The 17,835-nt window shown below is 40.0% G+C and carries 18 protein-coding genes; 14 read left to right on the forward strand and 4 right to left on the reverse strand.

What is annotated here, in order from left to right; genetic code table 11:
- Positions 1-60: 60 nt before the first annotated feature.
- From MHH23_RS01775 to MHH23_RS01785, 3 genes are read left to right on the forward strand one after another with little or no spacing between them, the layout of a single operon-like run.
- Complete coding sequence (locus tag MHH23_RS01775; protein WP_340958756.1) at positions 61-2,175, forward strand: MMPL family transporter; 2,115 nt, start codon at positions 61-63, stop codon at positions 2,173-2,175.
- On the forward strand, positions 2,176-2,847 hold the full coding sequence (locus tag MHH23_RS01780) for a response regulator transcription factor (protein ID WP_340958757.1): 672 nt from the start codon (positions 2,176-2,178) through the stop codon (positions 2,845-2,847).
- Complete coding sequence (locus MHH23_RS01785; RefSeq protein WP_096882113.1) at positions 2,844-4,217, forward strand: sensor histidine kinase; 1,374 nt, start codon at positions 2,844-2,846, stop codon at positions 4,215-4,217. The genes MHH23_RS01780 and MHH23_RS01785 overlap by 4 nt, the downstream gene beginning before the upstream one ends.
- Before the next feature lie 54 nt (positions 4,218-4,271).
- Here MHH23_RS01785 and MHH23_RS01790 read toward each other — a convergent pair whose 3' ends face one another.
- Both MHH23_RS01790 and MHH23_RS01795 read right to left on the reverse strand, forming a co-directional pair.
- A complete protein-coding gene (locus tag MHH23_RS01790; RefSeq protein ID WP_340958758.1) occupies positions 4,272-4,514 on the reverse strand; it encodes a hypothetical protein in 243 nt (80 codons plus the stop codon).
- Between the two features lie 14 nt (positions 4,515-4,528).
- Positions 4,529-4,777 (reverse strand): hypothetical protein, encoded by a 249-nt coding sequence (locus tag MHH23_RS01795; protein ID WP_340958759.1) that lies wholly within the window; start codon positions 4,775-4,777, stop codon positions 4,529-4,531.
- Between the two features lie 100 nt (positions 4,778-4,877).
- Here MHH23_RS01795 and MHH23_RS01800 point away from each other — a divergent pair, with 100 nt between their 5' ends.
- From MHH23_RS01800 to MHH23_RS01820, 5 genes are all read left to right on the forward strand, one after another.
- Complete coding sequence (locus tag MHH23_RS01800; protein WP_340958760.1) at positions 4,878-5,468, forward strand: Crp/Fnr family transcriptional regulator; 591 nt, start codon at positions 4,878-4,880, stop codon at positions 5,466-5,468.
- 71 nt (positions 5,469-5,539) lie between these two features.
- Positions 5,540-5,881 (forward strand): darcynin family protein, encoded by a 342-nt coding sequence (locus MHH23_RS01805; protein WP_340958761.1) that lies wholly within the window; start codon positions 5,540-5,542, stop codon positions 5,879-5,881.
- Between the two features lie 105 nt (positions 5,882-5,986).
- Positions 5,987-6,493, forward strand: a complete 507-nt coding sequence (locus MHH23_RS01810; protein ID WP_025208303.1) for an LURP-one-related/scramblase family protein — start codon at positions 5,987-5,989, stop codon at positions 6,491-6,493.
- Between the two features lie 15 nt (positions 6,494-6,508).
- The gene (locus MHH23_RS01815; RefSeq protein ID WP_142153380.1) at positions 6,509-7,015 is read left to right on the forward strand and encodes a hypothetical protein; all 507 of its coding nucleotides are present in this window, start codon (positions 6,509-6,511) and stop codon (positions 7,013-7,015) included.
- Between the two features lie 13 nt (positions 7,016-7,028).
- A complete protein-coding gene (locus MHH23_RS01820; protein ID WP_340958765.1) occupies positions 7,029-7,889 on the forward strand; it encodes a LysR family transcriptional regulator in 861 nt (286 codons plus the stop codon).
- A 39-nt stretch (positions 7,890-7,928) separates the two neighbouring features.
- Here the strand turns inward: MHH23_RS01820 and MHH23_RS01825 are convergent, their stop codons facing one another.
- Complete coding sequence (locus MHH23_RS01825; protein ID WP_041508055.1) at positions 7,929-8,825, reverse strand: PhzF family phenazine biosynthesis protein; 897 nt, start codon at positions 8,823-8,825, stop codon at positions 7,929-7,931.
- 320 nt (positions 8,826-9,145) lie between these two features.
- On the opposite strand from MHH23_RS01825, the gene MHH23_RS01830 reads away from it, so the two are divergent.
- Entirely contained in the window at positions 9,146-9,709 is a 564-nt protein-coding gene (locus MHH23_RS01830) for an Imm64 family immunity protein (RefSeq protein WP_056703902.1), read from the forward strand.
- Between the two features lie 38 nt (positions 9,710-9,747).
- Here the strand turns inward: MHH23_RS01830 and MHH23_RS01835 are convergent, their stop codons facing one another.
- Positions 9,748-10,458: a GntR family transcriptional regulator gene (locus MHH23_RS01835; RefSeq protein ID WP_017368418.1), complete on the reverse strand. Its 711-nt coding sequence runs from the start codon at positions 10,456-10,458 to the stop codon at positions 9,748-9,750.
- A 154-nt stretch (positions 10,459-10,612) separates the two neighbouring features.
- Here MHH23_RS01835 and MHH23_RS01840 point away from each other — a divergent pair, with 154 nt between their 5' ends.
- From MHH23_RS01840 to MHH23_RS01865, 5 genes are all read left to right on the forward strand, one after another.
- Positions 10,613-12,511 carry a beta-glucoside-specific PTS transporter subunit IIABC gene (locus MHH23_RS01840; RefSeq protein WP_268430231.1) on the forward strand — a complete coding sequence of 633 codons (1,899 nt, stop codon included), beginning with the start codon at positions 10,613-10,615 and terminating at the stop codon, positions 12,509-12,511.
- Between the two features lie 9 nt (positions 12,512-12,520).
- The gene (gene bglA / locus MHH23_RS01845; RefSeq protein WP_100218328.1) at positions 12,521-13,960 is read left to right on the forward strand and encodes a 6-phospho-beta-glucosidase BglA; all 1,440 of its coding nucleotides are present in this window, start codon (positions 12,521-12,523) and stop codon (positions 13,958-13,960) included.
- 373 nt (positions 13,961-14,333) lie between these two features.
- Complete coding sequence (locus MHH23_RS01855) at positions 14,334-15,569, forward strand: TerD family protein (protein WP_138279203.1); 1,236 nt, start codon at positions 14,334-14,336, stop codon at positions 15,567-15,569.
- A gap of 201 nt (positions 15,570-15,770) precedes the next feature.
- Entirely contained in the window at positions 15,771-17,429 is a 1,659-nt protein-coding gene (locus MHH23_RS01860) for a ribonuclease YeeF family protein (RefSeq protein WP_340960124.1), read from the forward strand.
- A 30-nt stretch (positions 17,430-17,459) separates the two neighbouring features.
- Complete coding sequence (locus MHH23_RS01865; RefSeq protein ID WP_047946693.1) at positions 17,460-17,822, forward strand: hypothetical protein; 363 nt, start codon at positions 17,460-17,462, stop codon at positions 17,820-17,822.
- The last annotated feature ends 13 nt before the right edge of the window (positions 17,823-17,835 follow it).

A 17,835-nucleotide genomic window follows, 5' to 3' on the forward strand; every position in this document is an offset into this window, starting at 1 on the left:
ATATCAAGTTTATATACAGGCGATATACTCGAACCGGTGAGAAAAGGAGGAGAACCATCAATGAAAGGATTCAGATCATTTATTGATAAAATGTCTACAAAAAAAGGGGCTTGGCTGACTGTTATCATTTGGCTTGTTTTCATGATCGGGTTGAGTGCTGGGCCTAAATTGGGCGATCATAAAGTGAGCAATTTTCAATCTTTACCTAGTGATGCACAGTCCATCGTGACACAAAAGAAGTTAGATCAGTATTTCCCAAATGATAAAGGGACTCCGGGATTATATGTGTTCCATAACCCTAATGGAAAGCTGGTTATTCAAGATGTAAAAACGATCATTCAAGGAATCAAAGAGGCAAAGATTGAGGGAATTGAAGAAATTGTCGATGTGTCCGCATTGCCTCCTCAAGCGTTATCCGCTTTTTTATCAGAAGATGAAACGACCATGATTGTGCCAATGAATTTGAAAGCAGGATTAGGCAATGCTGATTATGCAAAGATTAATGATGAGACAACGGATGTCGGTACAAACATAGCGAAAGGGCTAGATGCTGATTTTTATATTACGGGTCCAGCAGGTATAGCGGGGGATACGGTGAAGTTGTTTGAATCTGCCGACTTGAAACTGCTATTAGCTACTGTTGCAATCATTTTGGTTTTATTGATCGTCATTTACCGTTCTCCGTTATTAGCGATCATTCCATTGTTCGCAACGGTCATTGTCTATCAAGTGGTGAATCAAGTTGTGGCTTTACTTGGTGTGGGTGGACTTGAAATCAATAACTCGACCACCTCGATTATGAGTATTTTGTTATTTGCTGCTGTGATTGATTATTCATTGTTTGTTTTCTCGCGTTATCGTGAGGAATTACAACATCATGAAAATCAATTTGAAGCGATGAAAGTAGCGATGCGTTCAACAGCCAAACCGGTCTTATTTGCTGGAGGTACAGTATTTGCGGCGATGATCATTTTATTTGTGGCGGATTTCCGTGATTATCAAAACTTTGCGCCAATCTTTGGTGCTGCGATGGTGGTCATTATGATGGCTTCTGTCACACTGATTCCAGCCTTGTTTGCATTATTTGGCCGCAAAGCATTTTGGCCGAAAGTACCGACATATGGTGAAGCAAAAGAAGCAAAACATGGCATATGGGGACCTCTTGCCAAATTCGTGGTTCGAAAACCAGGATTAATTGGTGGTGCGGTCTTACTGTTTTTACTTGTGACAGGTGCGAATATTTTCAATTTACATTATGAATTTAACTCGGTGAAAAATTTCCCGAAGGATTTACCTTCTCGTGTTGCATTTGAAATCGTTGAGGAAAAATTTAATAAAGGTGATCTAGCCCAGACAACAGTACTTGTGACTGGTCAAAAGCTAACTCAGGAACATTTACAAGAAATCTCCGCCCAATTCTCAGAAAATGAAGAGATAGGATCGGCTCGTCCTTCGGGGGTAACCAAAGATGGAGAGCATGGCAAAATGACGATATCATTAAAAGTGAATCCCTACAGTATAGAGGCCATTGAATTTTTAGGAGATTTCCGTACAGATCAAGCCACCTATCGTTTATCAGATGGTCAAAAGGTTCAGTTATCTTTTGCTGGCACAACAGTTAAATTAGTGGATGAGCAACAGGTGAATCAATCCGATATTAAAAAGATCGTATTACTGGAAACATTACTCATTCTGATCTTGTTACTCGTTTTGACACGCTCCATGAAAATGTCGATTTATATGATGGCGACGATTTTAATCTCATTTGTATCTGCATTAGGCTTAGGTATTTTCTTAGTCGATGTGTTATTTGGATATGATGCGATTTCAACTCGTGCCCCTGTGTATGCCTTTATCTTTCTCGTGGCATTAGGAATTGATTATAACATCATCCTTGTGAGCCGTTTCTTAGAAGAACGCCAAACGTTACACGTCAAAGCTGCATTAGAAGTAGCGATACGAAATACAGGCGGGGTGATTTCTTCAGCGGGGATCATTCTTGCTGCAACATTTGCCGCATTAATGACTATGCCGATTACGGATTTATTTATCTTTGGATTTATTGTCGCTATTGGGATTATCATCGATACATTTTTCGTGCGAGGAATGTTGCTGCCGTCACTCATATTATTCTTTGAAAAAGACAAAGCTAAGGAAATAAAGGAGGAAGGATAATTGCATGTATTGGTTGTGGATGATGATGAAGCCATTTTGCAATTAGTGTCCATCCATTTAGAGCAGGCGGGATACCAAGTGACAAAAGCAAGCAATGCTGAGGCAGCGCTTGCTTTTTTGCAACAACAGTCATTTGATCTCATGATTATTGATGTGATGATGCCTGGGATGGATGGCTTTCAGCTGGCGAACATTGTGACGAAACAATATGAACTGCCGGTCATTATGCTGACAGCGAAAGGGCAGATTGAAGATAAGCAGCAAGGATTTGAACAAGGGATTGATGATTATATCGTCAAACCATTTGAAACGAAAGAACTGCTATTCCGTGTAAATGCAATTTTACGACGATATCGTAAATCCATAGAAGCTTTGACGACTGCGGGAAATGTTCAAATTGATACGAACCGTTGGGAATTAACGATTGCGAATCAGCAATATATCTGGCCCATGCGTGAATTAGAAATTCTGTATTATCTGCTGCAGCGGGCAAACCGCAATGTAAGCCGCTGGGATTTAATTGATGACATTTGGGGGGATACGTTAGATCAACCCGAATTCACATTAAACACGCATATTAACCGCATACGAGAACGTTTAAAAAGGGCGGAAGCGACGGTTGAAATTGTCACAATACGTGGTTTCGGCTATCAACTTGAGGTAAAAGAATGAAACTACAACAACGTTTTATGCTATATACGTGTTTGATTGTTTTGATTAGCATCTTCATTGGATTTATTTGTTCTAACTTGATCTACAATCATGTTGTCAAAGAGCAAATGAATGATCGATATTTAGCCATTGCTGAGCAGTTATCTAAACAAATCAAAGAACATGAAATTACCTTGCGAGCATCTTCTGATTTTTTGCAAACCATGAGCGATCTAGGGTACCAAATCGCTTTGGTTAAAGAAGATGGGGAGATGAAGATGTTTGGCGAACCATTTAAAACGAAAAAATGGAATGACCAAATGCACGCCTTATTTGAAGGCGGTAAAGCGTACAACGGGATCAAATCCTTTAAAAATTCATACTTAATCATGAGTCATTTCGCAAATGATATACAAAATACAGTGGGGACGAAAATAGAAATTGACGGGGAAGAATGGGGCTTATTTTTACGCCCAAATAATATCAGTTTCTTTACAGAGTTCCATTTGATTATTTTTGGATTTATCTTCGCCGTTTTTGTGAGCAGTATCATTGGCATTTTATTTATGTCTCGAAAAGTCACCCAATCTCTTTCAGAATTGACGAGTGCGACGCAAGAGATGGCAAACCATAATTTTCAGTATCCATTAATGATCAATCGAAAAGATGAAATTGGTCAGCTTGCTGATCGTTTTCGGATGATGCAGCAGAAATTAGAGAATACCGATCAAGCAAGGAAGAAATTTGTGAATAACGTCTCGCACGATTTTCAGTCACCACTATTAAATATACGAGGGTATTCTGAATTACTAAATGAGGAGATTTCATCAAGCGAAGGGAAAAAATACAACCACATTATTCAAACAGAAGCAAAGCGATTATCTAACTTAACGAAACAACTTCTCATTTTAACCTCTATTGATCAAGGGACATATCCAACGAATAAACAAATCGTCAGGGTGGATGAGCAGCTTCATCAAGTGGTCCATTCGATGCTATGGCGGATAGAAGAGAAAGGTCTAGAAATTAAGTTGGATCTACAGCCTGTTTCGGTATATGCGGATCGGACTTTGTTGATCAATGTTTGGGAGAATTTAATTGGCAATGCCATTAAGTACAACAAAGAGTTTGGGGAAATCAGTATTCATTGTAATGAAAATGAATCGAAAGCGGTTGTGACGATTAGAGATACGGGGATTGGCATAGAACAACACACATTAGAAAAAATATTTGAACGCTTTTACCGGGTAGATCAGGCACGAAATAAAGAGGGAATGGGTCTTGGATTATCCATCGTGCAAGAAGTCCTGTCGTACCACAATGCTTCTATTGAAGTAGAAAGCAATGAAAAAGAAGGAACGACCTTTACGACGGTTTTTCCAAAGAAATAGCATTTGAGAAAAGTCTCGTTTGTGTGTGTCAAATGAGACTTTTCTTTTTAATGTTTATGGTAAACCTACACAGTCTTCTGCATCACGAACTGTGATAGACATCTGTTTTGCATTTACAATAATGACACAATCCCATGTGAGCTTTATTTGCAGTTCGTCATTCTCATCAATACGGATCATTCCTTTAAATTCAACCGTTTGTTCTAGAAAAACCATTTTCTTTTCTGTATCATCTTTGACTGCTGTTAAATGGTCAGGATAGTGAATCGTCCAATCATAAAAAGCGGTTTTCTTCATAGTTCCTCCTATTTTCATTCGTACACATCTCCGAATACTTCTTTTGTTTGCCGGATTGTCAGTGATTTGTTGGTTGGATCAATTGAAATGATACAATCCCAAGTAGGTTTGATTTGTAGCTCGTTGTTGTCATCCATCCAGATGATGCTATTTAGTTCAATGGATGGCTCTAAAATGACCATTTTCTTTTCATAATGATCTGTAATCGCTGTTAAGTCCGCTTGTAAATGGACGATCCAGTCAAAAAAAGTGATTTTTTTCATTGTTTCTCCTCTCATCATCGCTTATATTTCCATTATAACTTGCGTGTTTCCTGATACAATTTTTTATCAAGTCTTCCATTACTAGAGAGGTAACTTACAGATGGATAAAATAACTAACCCATACGACACGTTCAAAACCAAAATATCGAAATATCCAATTGAACATAAGCATTGGCAAGCCTTTAAAGATGGAACAACGATTAAACAATTAAAAGCGGGTACATGCATAATCAAGGCTGGCGATCCGGTGAAGCATGCCTATTTCTGCATAACAGGTCTCTTCCGTCTCTTCTATTTGTTACCGGATGGAAGGGAGTACAACGTGGCTTTTACGTTGGAAGATGATTTTGCTACTTCTTATGCAAGTATGATCAACGGGCAGCCTTCTCCTTATTCGATTGAAGCGATGGAGGATTCTATCGTGATTGAAATTCCGTATGATCTGCTTCAAATGTTGATGGACAGCAGTCATATGTGGGAGCGGTTTGTTCGGGTGAGTGTAGAAAGGCTGTATACGAGAAAGGAAGAGCGTGAGAGGGAACTGCTCTATTTGCCAGCCATTGAGCGATATCAGGCGTTTTTATTGAAATATCCCGGGTTACATCAGCGTATCGCTCAATATCATATTGCCTCATATATCGGTATTTCTCCGGTTTCGCTGAGCAGGCTGCTGCATCCTGCTGAACATTAACCTATGTTAATGCACATTCTCTAGATCTGGCGTACAATCATCACATCATAGAAGAATCGAGGGGCTTGATGATGAAATATATGATGGTTGTTTTATTAGAGTTCTATCCATCTTGGCTTGCTTTACCACGAGAGGAGCATAGAACCCATGCGGCTTCGCTGCAAGAGTTGATGCAGAAATATGAGGAACATGTGACGGTGTCCTTTTTTGATGCTGAAGCTCTTCCAGGTAAGGATTACACAGATTTTGTGATGTGTGAAACAGATGACCTGAAGTTCTATCATTTTATGTGGGAAGAGATTAGAGATTCTATTCCTTACACAAGTGGTTATGTCAAAATGAAAGAGGTCATCATGGGAATGGAAGATGCTTTTCAAACATATGAAAAAGAATCTCTGAAAATGGATCAGTAATCGAAAACCACCTGCTATCAGGTGGTTTTTTGCACATTCTATTATTTGGTATAATCAGGGGTAAGGTAAGAACGGATAAATTTTTGAACGGAATCGGAGGTACTTATGAAGCAGCTATATATGAAGCAAAAGGTATTTAGTCTGAGCGGCAGGTTTACGGTAAAGGACCAACAGGAGAATGATGTATATGTGGTCGAAGGCAGCTTTATGAAGGTGCCAAAGACGTTTACCATTTTGAATACAGAACGAGAAGTCATCGCTGTAATCACGAAGAAAATGTTTAGCTTTTTACCAAAGTTTTTAGTAGAAGTCGGTGGACAAGAGGTATTGACGATCAAAAAAGAGTTTACGTTCTTCAAAGCAAAATATTCAATTGATGCTGCTGGTATCGAAGTACAAGGGAACTGGTGGGATATGAATTTCCAAGTGCTGCAAAGCGGCGAAGTGATCGGTCAGGTAAAGAAGGAATGGTTTACTTGGGGGGATAGCTACAAGGTGGATATTTTGAAAGAAGAGATGGAGCCTGTGATGATTGCATTGGTTGTTGCGATTGATTGTGTGAAAGCGGATGAAGCGGCGTCTAGGTCTTCGTCGACGACGATGAATAATTAATTGGAGGGTTTAAAGTTGGACAATCTCACCCGCATTTTAAGATTAAGAGATGCAGAGATATGGGCGTATGAATTTCTCGATAATAAAGACATCATCGTCTATTTCTCGATTACAGATTTAAATAGAAAAGCAACGATTCATGATAACCCTCTGGCCACTCAAGAAGAACTGGATGAAAGAGATAATTACATATCAATGGATGTGCACAGCCATCTAGATCTCAAGAAAACGCTAGAAGAAGATATATTTGATGACTTTATCACCAATATCTCAGCTTTAGTAGAGCATATGCATGATTTTCACAATGCGCATGTTTTTATTCATATGCATGTTCATGACAAAATCGAATTAACAGATTTTCAGTTAGAAAAAGATGAAGAGATGCATGGCGATGAAAAAGAACAACTCTATACATTTAAACGTTTATGGATTCAGCAGGCATGTTTTCAATTGGTCGAACAACAATTAAATCGAAAAATCACAGACATGTCTAACAGTAGGTTTTGCCAAGATCTAAAGTGAGGTGAGCAAACGAATGACATTCCCATACAAAGTATTTCAAACAGTCGTCGAATGCGGTAGTTTTACAAAAGCTGGTGAGAAGCTTGGGCTGACGCAGTCTGGGGTGAGTCATAATATGGCGAAGCTTGAGTCAGAGCTCGGGATTGTGCTGCTTCATCGGAATCGAAACGGGCTGTCGCTGACAGATGCAGGTGAGCGAGTGATGCCCCATATTCGCCAAATCATTCATCATGCGTCATTGCTTGAGCAGGAGGCGGCGTTGATTCAAGGGATGGAAGTGGGGAGTATCAAGATCGGCACGTTCTCTGGTTTTTCTTCAAAAATGCTTCCGCAGCTCATTCATCGTTTTACGAAAAGTTATCCAAATATCCAATTGGAATTATACGAAGGCGGCTATGAAGAAATTGAAGAGTGGATCGCATCTGGCACAGTTGATCTTGGGTTTTTAACACAGCCATCTAGAGATTTGGAAACTGTTCCACTGTTTCAAGATGAATTGGTTGTGCTCATGCAAGAGAGTCATCGTTTCCATACAAAGAAGGTGATGGAAGTGGCTTCGTTCCAAGATGAACCATTTATTATGCCAAAAGCGGGCTGTGATCGACTCATTAAGAAATTATTAAAAGAAAGAGGCGTGAAGCCCCATGTTTTGTTTGAGATTGGGGACAACAATACGATTATCTCTATGGTTCAGGAAGGCCTTGGGCTCACGATCATTCCGAAGTTGATTTTGCCGCCTCAGGTGCCTCATGCGAACGTAATTCCACTTGAGACCCGTGTTTATCGCGAAATCAATATGGCGTTTAAATCTTTTAACGCAGCCTCTCCCTCTACTAAAAGATGGATTGAAGCGGTCAAAGATCATTTTAAATAGATTCAGCTTGAACGAGAGTCTCTATTCAAGCTGATCAATTTATAGCGTGATCACCCCACGAATGGTAATAACCGCTGCACCTGCTACTTTAATGACCGGCTTTGCTTCATTCGGAATGACCGTGATACGAAGCAATCCTGGTCTGCCGATTGCATCACCTTGGGCAATGCGCAGATGAGTGGTTTCTTGCTGAGGAATGATCCCTTCCAAATACAGATATCCGGCCAATGCCCCGTTTGCTGCTCCCGTTACAGGATCTTCGGGTATACCAATGCCAGGTGCAAAATCCCTTGTATAAAGATCACAGTCCTTTGTGGATTGAAACGTATAAAGATGAGTCGTTGTGATATCCTGCTCTTTATTCATTTTTCCTAAAGCTGCTAAGTTTGGTGCTGCTTGATCAATGTCATGCTGGTGTTTCAGCGGAACCAGAAGATGCCAGTTTCCGGTGTTTGCTAATTTTATAGGATAGGATGGATCAATCCTGTCACTGCTTATACCGAGCATGTCACTAAGCTCTTCTACATCGATGATAAAATCTCGCGTCTTTGGCGTGACCTGTGTCATCTCCACATCCACAACTTTGCCATTCTCTTCGTGCCATACAACGGGAACATGGCCGATCTTTGTTTCTAACACCACCCCTGATTTTTCTTTAGCCATCCCTAGCTCCGTCGCTAAAAGCCAAGTCAACCCAACCGTCGCATGCCCGCAGAAATTGACCTCTTCCGTTGGAGTGAAATATTTCACTCGATAATCGGCTTTCTCATCATGTGCCGGCAGCAAGAAAACGGACTCGGGTAAGTTCAACTCCTTGGCGATATTCTGCATCTCATCCTCCGTTAACCATTCCCCATCCAACACCACCCCAGCGGCATTACCTCCAAATTTCTCAGTTGTAAACGCATCGACATGATACACCCTAATATCTTTCATCTGACGAATCCTCCTAAACATATTGTTATGTTCATCATAAGTGTGTAGGATACATTCGTAAAATGAATTTTTTTGATGTGATTTATTGGAATTGTTCATGTAATATCAAACAACTAGGCGCTAAGGGCGGGAAAGTCTACGTACCATTACAGGAAAAAGATTGTCAGAGAGTGGTAAGACGGTAAAGACATTTAAGGGAAAAAATAATGATGGATCAAAAGGGAGGTACGAAGGAACCTGCTTTTTTGTAGTATGCTTGAACAAAACAAAAAGAAGGCGAGGGATTCAGCATAGCTTTAGGAGGATATATCAATATTGGATTGGTATTCTATGATGACATTCATTTAATAACCACTTTTCACAAACTGACTGACTATTTAACAAAAAAAGGAATGTCAATAACGAAAGTAAAGTTTAGTCAAGACGCTAATGGCGAAGCATGGATCGAACATGATGTAAAAGAGAATAAAATCAAAAACAATTACTTGGAAGGCTATTATACAGAATTTGAATTGACGGGAACATGCCTAAAATATACGACTATCAACATACAAAAAGAAGCTGGTTTTGTGGGATTCGTTCTATATTTAAAGTGGACAGAGGTTGTTTCACATGATGTCGTTCGTATTCAACAGGAGATCGTACAGTGTCTTGTAGAACTTTATCATACTCTTACGTTCGAGTATGCATTCATTGGACATGAAATGGAAGTCGAGCTTCATCCAGATGATGTTGAAATGAGTCTGCAAAAGCATCATGCTTTTCCAGTTGTTCTTATAGGTAAAGGGGATTATTTAGTCATTTTTTATGGTGATACTCTCATTGACGGGCTAACTACTCAAGAGAGAGGGAAGAAATATTTAAAGGTTAAAAGAGAACAGTAGAAAAGCCTCCTGAATGTATCAGGGGCTTTTTCCTTTCATCACCCATAATAATTATTCGCCTGAATAAAAAATTGGGATTGCATGTAGTTATATGTGATTTTCGAGAAGTCGAAGGGCTGGCCGTTTGTGAGATGAAAGACGGTTTCGACACGAAGAGCAGGATCATTTTGCTTAAGTCCGAGGTGCTTCGCTTCAGTTTCGTTTAGTTTGCCAACTTGCAGGTACATGTCAGAAAAGCCCACTTTAAGACCAAGGCCTTCACTAATGAATTTAAATACAGAATCGGCTGCAATTTCTGTGTTGAGGTAAGGAATAATGGTTTTCCGGTAATAGGACTCTTCTAAACATAAAGTTTGTCCATTGATGTAACGAATGCGTTTAAGGTAGAAAACATCCTCATCTAGTTCAATGTTTAAATTCAGCGCAGCTTCTTCTGGCGGTTTGACGGTATCTAACGTGAGAACTTCTGATGTCAGTTGAAATTCCTCTAAATCTTTTTTAAAACCTTGGTTGGATAATAGGCTAATATAGCCTTTGCGTCTATGCCTTCTCACAAAGATGCCGCTGCCCCTCACCTGATAGACAATCCCTTTTCTTTCGAGTAAATCTAATGATTTGATAATTGTACTTTTGCTCACAGCAAATTGATTCATGAGCGTCTCAAGCACAGGGAGTTTGTCTCCTTGCTGCAGCTCATGTGTGACAATATATTTTTCAATATCGCTCGCAATTTGTTGATACTTTAACATAGCCATTCCTCTTTGTTTTCACGATTTATTGTCTTTGTATTATAGCACATCCCGATTTCTCTTTGATATGCAAACTCAAATTATATATGTATTGATAAATTGTACCGGTATAATTATAATGTACATATACTAGTAGCGATAAAGGGGGGGTTATATGTCAAAAGTGAGGGATTATCAAAAGCTTGCAGAAGACATCTTAGAAGCAGTTGGCGGAGAAGAAAATGTGGTGAGTGCCGCAAGATGCGCCACGAGGCTGCGTTTGGTGCTGAAGCGTTCTAATCCAAAGGCAAAAGAAGCAGTCAACGCCATGCCTGGCGTCATTACAGTGGTGGAAAACGGTGGTCAGTTTCAGGTTGTGATCGGTCAGCATGTGGGTGAGGTATATGAGCATTTTTCCAACCTGGTTCAGCTCCAAACGTCGGATGATGATCAGCCGAATGAAAACAAAGGAACGATACTGAATCGGGTCATTGCGACCATGTCCGCTGTGTTTGCGCCATTTGTGTATATTTTAGCCGCAGCTGGTATTTTGCAAGGTGCACTTATCTTAATAAATTTGATATTTCCAAGCTTCTCGAAAACAGGCACTTATGAAGTGTTTAGCTTTATTTCTTGGGCACCGTTTACGTTCTTGCCCATTTTTATTGCGATAACTGCAGCCAAGCATTTCAAAACGAATATGTATATTGCGGTTGCTTGTACAGCAGCGCTTGTCAGTCCTTCTTGGACAGAGATTGCCGGACGTGTAGCATCAGGGGAAGGTGTGACCTTTTTAGGGATTGCGTTATCTGAAACGGTTTATACATCATCCGTCTTGCCACCGCTTTTCTTAGTATGGATTCTTTCTTATGTAGAAAAATTCTTAAACAAACGAATTCATGAGGTTGTCAAACCGCTATTTGTCCCATTTCTATGTATGGTCGTCATGGTTCCGTTAACCATACTATTAATCGGTCCTCTTTCGACAGCAGGTGCAAATGGGATTGCAAACGGATACAATGTTTTAGCTGAAAATGTACCAGCTCTGGCAGGGGCCATTATCGGCGGTTTCTGGCAAGTACTCGTGATTTTCGGTGTTCACTGGGGCATCACGCCAATGGTACTTGCGAACTTTGAACAATATGGACGTGACTCCTTTCAGGCATATCAAACCATCGCTGTTATCGCTCAAGTCGGTGCGGTGCTGGGAGTTATTTTAAAAGCAAGAAATCGGGAAACACGGAAAGTTGGGGTTTCAGCTGGAATCACAGGACTCTTCGGTATTACGGAGCCTGCGATTTACGGTGTCACCTTACGTTTTAAAAAGCCGTTTATTTTCGGGTGTATTTCTGGAGCGGTCGGTGCCGTTGTGGCCAGCTTCTTTACGCCTTATTACTTTGCATATGCAGGACTACCTGGCCCGCTGACCATTGTGAACGGAATCAGTGCAGATTATCCAACGTCTATCATTGGTATTTTGATTGGTGTGGCCATTGCGCTGATTTTACCAGTTGTGCTTATTCAAATGTTCGGATATGGAGAAGATACAGTAGAACAGTCAGCTGGTGAAACACCTCTTAAAGATCAAGACGGAGAAACGGCAAATACTTCTATGAACAATGAAGAAATGATCACGGCTCCACTTACAGGAAAGGTCCTTTCGTTATCTGAAGTGCCAGATGCCGTATTTAGCTCTGGGGCGATGGGGAAAGGTTTTGCCATTCATCCGACCGATAACAAACTGTTTGCACCGTTTGACGGCAGTATCGTCATGCTTGCACCAACAAAACATGCGATTGGTCTGCGTTCTGAATTTGGTGTAGAGTTACTTGTTCATGTAGGAATTGATACGGTTTCTCTAGATGGATCGGCATTTACACTCAATATCAAAGAAGGCGACAAGGTGAAAAAGGGTGACTTGTTGATGACATTTGATCAGGAAACAATTGAGAGCAAAGGATTACAAACAATCACACCTGTTATCATTACCAATACCCAAGCATACGAAGATGTGATTGTAGAGAAACGTTCGACATGTCAGCCAACTGACGTCATGATGACAATTGTGAAATAGGAGGAATAGATAATGACTTTACCAAAAGATTTCTTATGGGGCGGGGCATTAGCCGCTCATCAATTCGAAGGTGGATGGAATGCAGCTGGCAAAGGGCCGAGTGTTGTAGATGTGATGACAGCAGGTGCTCATGGTGTACCAAGACAGATCACGGAAACGATAGAAGAAGGAACTTTTTATCCAAACCATGAAGCCATTGATTTCTACCATCGTTACAAAGAAGATATCGCCATGTTTGCTGAAATGGGATTAAAATGCTTGCGAACATCGATCGGCTGGAGCCGAATTTTCCCTAAAGGGGATGAAGAAGAGCCGAATGAAGCAGGCTTACAGTTTTATGATGATGTGTTTGATGAACTGATTAAACATGGAATCGAGCCTGTCATTACGTTGTCTCACTTTGAAATGCCCCTTCATTTGGCAAGAGAATACGGCGGATTCCGAAGCAGAAAAGTCGCTGAATATTTCGCGAAATTCGCGGAAGTATGCTTCAATCGTTACAAGAACAAGGTCACGTACTGGATGACATTTAATGAAATCAATAACAAAATGGACGTTAACAACCCGTTGTTCCTTTGGACAAATTCAGGTGTATCTGTCAAAGAAGGCGAAAATGCCAAAGAAGTCATGTATCAAGCGGGCCATCATGAATTGCTTGCAAGTGCATGGGCAGTGGCAAAAGGAAAAGAGATCAATCCGTCCTTTCAAATTGGAGCGATGGTGTCCCACGTGCCAATTTATCCATATTCCTCAAACCCAGAGGATGTCATGCTGGCAGAAGAATATATGAGACAGCGCTATTTCTTCCCAGATGTCCAAGTGCGTGGCTACTATCCAAGCTACGCGTTAAAAGAATTTGAGCGCGAAGGCTATCACATTCCATTTGAAGAAGGCGATGAAGAAAGTTTAAGAAAAGGAAAAGTAGATTACCTTGGCTTTAGCTACTACATGTCAACAACGGTCAAAAGCGATGCAGTATCTGATCACAACGGAGACATTGTCAATGGAGCACTGCCACATGGTGTAGAAAATCCGTATATCAAATCAAGCGACTGGGGCTGGTCCATTGATCCGACAGGCTTAAGATATACATTGAATCGTTTTTACGATCGCTATCAAATCCCGCTATTCATTGTGGAAAATGGCTTTGGTGCCATTGATCAAGTGGAAGAAGACGGCTCTATTCATGACCCAGAGCGAATTCAATATCTCGCTTCTCATATTCAAGCACTGAAAAAAGCGGTTGAATATGACGGTGTGGACCTCATCGGCTACACACCTTGGGGCATCATTGATATCGTGTCATTCACAACCGGTGAAATGAAAAAACGCTACGGCATGATTTATGTTGACCGCGATAACGAAGGTAATGGTTCAATGAAGCGTCTTAAAAAAGATTCGTTTACTTGGTATCAAAACGTCATCGCAACGAATGGTGAAGAAGTGTAATAAAGAAATGACTGGCCCGGATGAGCGTGGGATTCGCTTGTTCGGGTTTTTTTATTTCCTATGCTTCAATGTAGCCTGAATACAAAGAAAAAAGAGAGTGATCACAATAAAATAATTCATTGGATTGTGAAAGATATTGATGCTAAATGCTAATTGAAGAAGAATCCAAAAACCGAATATCACTGTAACAGCTGGGATGATTTTTTTATACACATTGATTCTCCTTTCGAGAGTAGTTTGTTTTTAGGTGGCATTGTCTCATATCATTGCAGAGATGAAAAGAGAGAAAGATATTAATAGGTTCTATTGCACTATTTGGTATAATTGGTCTATAAAAACGATAAATGGTAGATAAAGAATAGGAGTTGTTGAAATGAATCAAACTCTGCAAATGGGTGCCAATACCGTACTAAACTCTCCAAAGGGGCAATTATCCATCAGTTATGAAGTCTCATCTGCAATTGATATTTCTTTAACGGCGTTTCTCTTAACAGATTCAAATCTAGTTCAAGGAGATAATGGCATTATTTTTTACAATCAGCCGGAGAGTACTACGGGTGTCGCGACACTTTTACCAGCAGAGATATCAGATCAGTTGAAAAGACATCAATTGAATTTTGATATGAGCAAAGTGCCTGTCGGAATCACAAAGATGGCTATTACACTAACAGAGGATCGAGGAATCGGCTTTTCTCATGTGAAGAATCTGCAAGCAGAAATTCGAACAGGTGATGAGGTCCTATACCTAACACCAGTAAGCTTTACAAATGAAAAGGGCATTGTCGTAGTAGAGCTATACATAAGAAATAGTGAAACGAAAGCACGATCCATCTGGCGTGGCTTCGATTCTGGATTGGAAGGGCTATGCAAGCTTTATGGGGTGGAGGTTGAACCTGATGAACAGGATGTTTCTACACCTCCTCCAATGGTTTCTGAAAAACAAATTAATGAGCCTGCTCCAATGAACACAGCCGCTAAAGAGAAAGCCGCTGCACCTATTAGCTTAGAGAAAGTTCAAGGTAAAATTAGTTTAGACAAAGGTCATAAACCGATCATCATTGAAAAAACACCAGAGATTACGGCTACAGTATCTTGGGAGTCTGGCACCGATTATGATATTTACGCATTGGTCTATACGAAGTCAGGAAAACAAATAGATGTGGCCATGTTTGGCGCAAAAGGTGTTCCCGCTCTCAAAAGTTACGGTAACGGGGCTGTAGAGCATATGGGAGATGTCGGTAGAGATCGTGAATCAATGAAAACAGAAGTCATTAAACTAAGGTTAAATGATGATATCCTTGCGGTGGTACCCGTTGTTTACTCTGCTCAATCAAATGGAACAGGTTCTTTCTATAGATATAGAGTGACTATGAGTATCGATAATCATCAAGGAACGTCTGTCACGATTCACGCGAAACATGCAAATGACAATGATCGAATTTATTCTTGTGTTCCAGGTATTCTTCAAAACACAAATGATGGCGTGATCATCCGTCCACTAGAGCTTTACAGTAAACCAAACTCTGAGCGTAGACCGAAGTTAAAAATGAAATATTCAAATGAGATCGATGTTTTGATGGATAAAGGACCAATCAATGATTATAAGTAACGTGAACATGTGGCTAGACAGAGTATAATGAACTGTCTGGCCTTTTCTATATCTCTACAATTGATAAACTCGTTTATCCAAATTAGAGGGTAAATTGAATAGAGAGTTCATTCCATTTTTTATGTCATTTAGCCTATTTTTCCGTTTTGGAGGTCACGGTAAAATAGACTTTATGATCAATAATGGAGGGAGTGGCTTAATCTGGGCAAGATACTTGATGCAAAAGCACTAACAAGTGCCATGGATACAAGGTCAAAACATTATCAGGAACTCCGCGAACAAATGATAGATTTAAAAAAGGCATTACAAGGTGTTGCCAACCTCGGTGACGACTTCACTGGAAAAGGTGCCGATAACATTAAAAGCTTCTACAAAGAACTCGCCGGAAATGTGGACATGTTTATTAGCTTCATTGATAAACAAAAAGCCTTTCATGAAGGTGTTTCTGGGACACTTGATGATACAAATTTTGGCGGCGACACCTTTGTAGAAGAACACTTTTTAGACAACGCTGTACATATGGGAATCAAGAATGCCAAAAGCATCGTGAAGGATCAAAAAAAGGCACTCAAAACGATTTTTCAAGATATTGACGACCTCATTTCTCTGGAGGTATTTGATAGTAAAACCTTTGACGAAAAGATTGCAGATGCGGAAGATGAACGGAAGAAAACGGTTAAAGATTTAATAGAACTTGATCAAAATCTAAAAGATGAATATGCTTTGTCAGAGACTGAGGAAAAGGCTACAATGGCATTGTACGCAGAAATGATGAATGCGACAAATGACGGAAAATCCATTTCGCCTATGAATTTTGACAAGAAAGCGTATCAAAATAGCGAAATCTACAAGGCAAAAAGCGATATTGAGAAGCAAACTTCTGAATATCTAAAAATCAAAAAAGATCAAGAAGAAGCCCGCAAGATCGCAAAGGAACAAGAAGCGCTAGCCAACCGTCCGTGGTATGAAAAAGCTCTTGATTACGGAGGAAATATCGTCAATGAACTGACAGGCGTGAACGATGCAAAACGTGCCGCAACAGGTGTCGATCCGATCACAGGTGAAGAACTTACCGCAGGCCAGCGAGTCGCCGCAGGCGGCATGGCAGCAGCAGGATACATCCCGATTGTCGGCTGGGCAGGACGTATTTTCAAAGGCGGAAAAGCCGTCTATAAAACGACTCAAGCCACGTCCGCCGCAGTCAGAGCGGTCGACATTTACAAGACATCACAGAAGTCTTTCGATGCGTTGAAAACATCACAAAAAGGCTTATATGGACTCACCGCGACCAACGGCTTCAGCGAAGCGATTACGGGTCGAGACATGTTTGGGAATAAAATCTCGAAAGAACAGCAGGAAGCGAGTATGAATGTGGCTTTGGGGATGCTTTTGCCGTTTGGGGCGAAAGGATTTCATGGGAAGATGGGTGTAAAGAGTTCAGGTATACCTAATATTTCAAAAAGGCATGATGAAATTGCTCATAAAAGTTATTATGGTAGAAAAGATTTTAGAATAAAGATAAATAGTGCAGTATATTCTCATCATGATAATAAGCATTTAAAGGCTAGAACTGCTGAAGAAGCGAAACGTTTTAGTGAAACAGGAAGACGAAATGCTCAATACCTACCTGAAATAAATAATAAAGTGATAGAAAAAGAAGCTCTTCAAAGAGGGCATATCATTGATAATGGCAATAATAATTTTTACTTCATTTATGATACTGGTAAAGTTGTTGGTTATGATAATGGAAAATCTACTAGTTGGATTAGAGGAGAACTAACGAGTGGTAATGTGTATCACGGTCATCCAATAGCTGGTGATAGATTAAATAAGTATTTAAACAAATTAGGAATAAAATAACTATAAAATTAACAAAGAGGTCGGATAAAGATGAGAAAGCATGTGAAACTTGATATTCCGGAAGTAAACATCCATCCCTTGAGGATAACTGAAGGTTGGAATGTCCGTTATAATCATTTTTGGGAAATTGACCCTAGAAAGTTAGAAACAGATGATGAAAGATGGTTTATGTTCACTGAAAGTTTGTTACAGCTTTATCATGAGAAATCATCAATAACATTGGACTTAGGTTGGTATCCCGATTTATCTTCAGATGGCAACTATCTTGTTCTAATAGTTAAAAATACAGATTGGGACAATCCTATTCAGGAGTTTAGCTCTGATGACTATAGCAAAGTGATAGATTTTATAGAATTTCATTTAAAAGAAATTACATCTAACTGGTGGAAATAAAACTGTATGTATT

Origin of the sequence: Bacillus sp. FSL K6-3458 (assembly GCF_038005045.1) — a bacterium.
Classification (GTDB): domain Bacteria; phylum Bacillota; class Bacilli; order Bacillales; family Bacillaceae; genus Bacillus; species Bacillus altitudinis.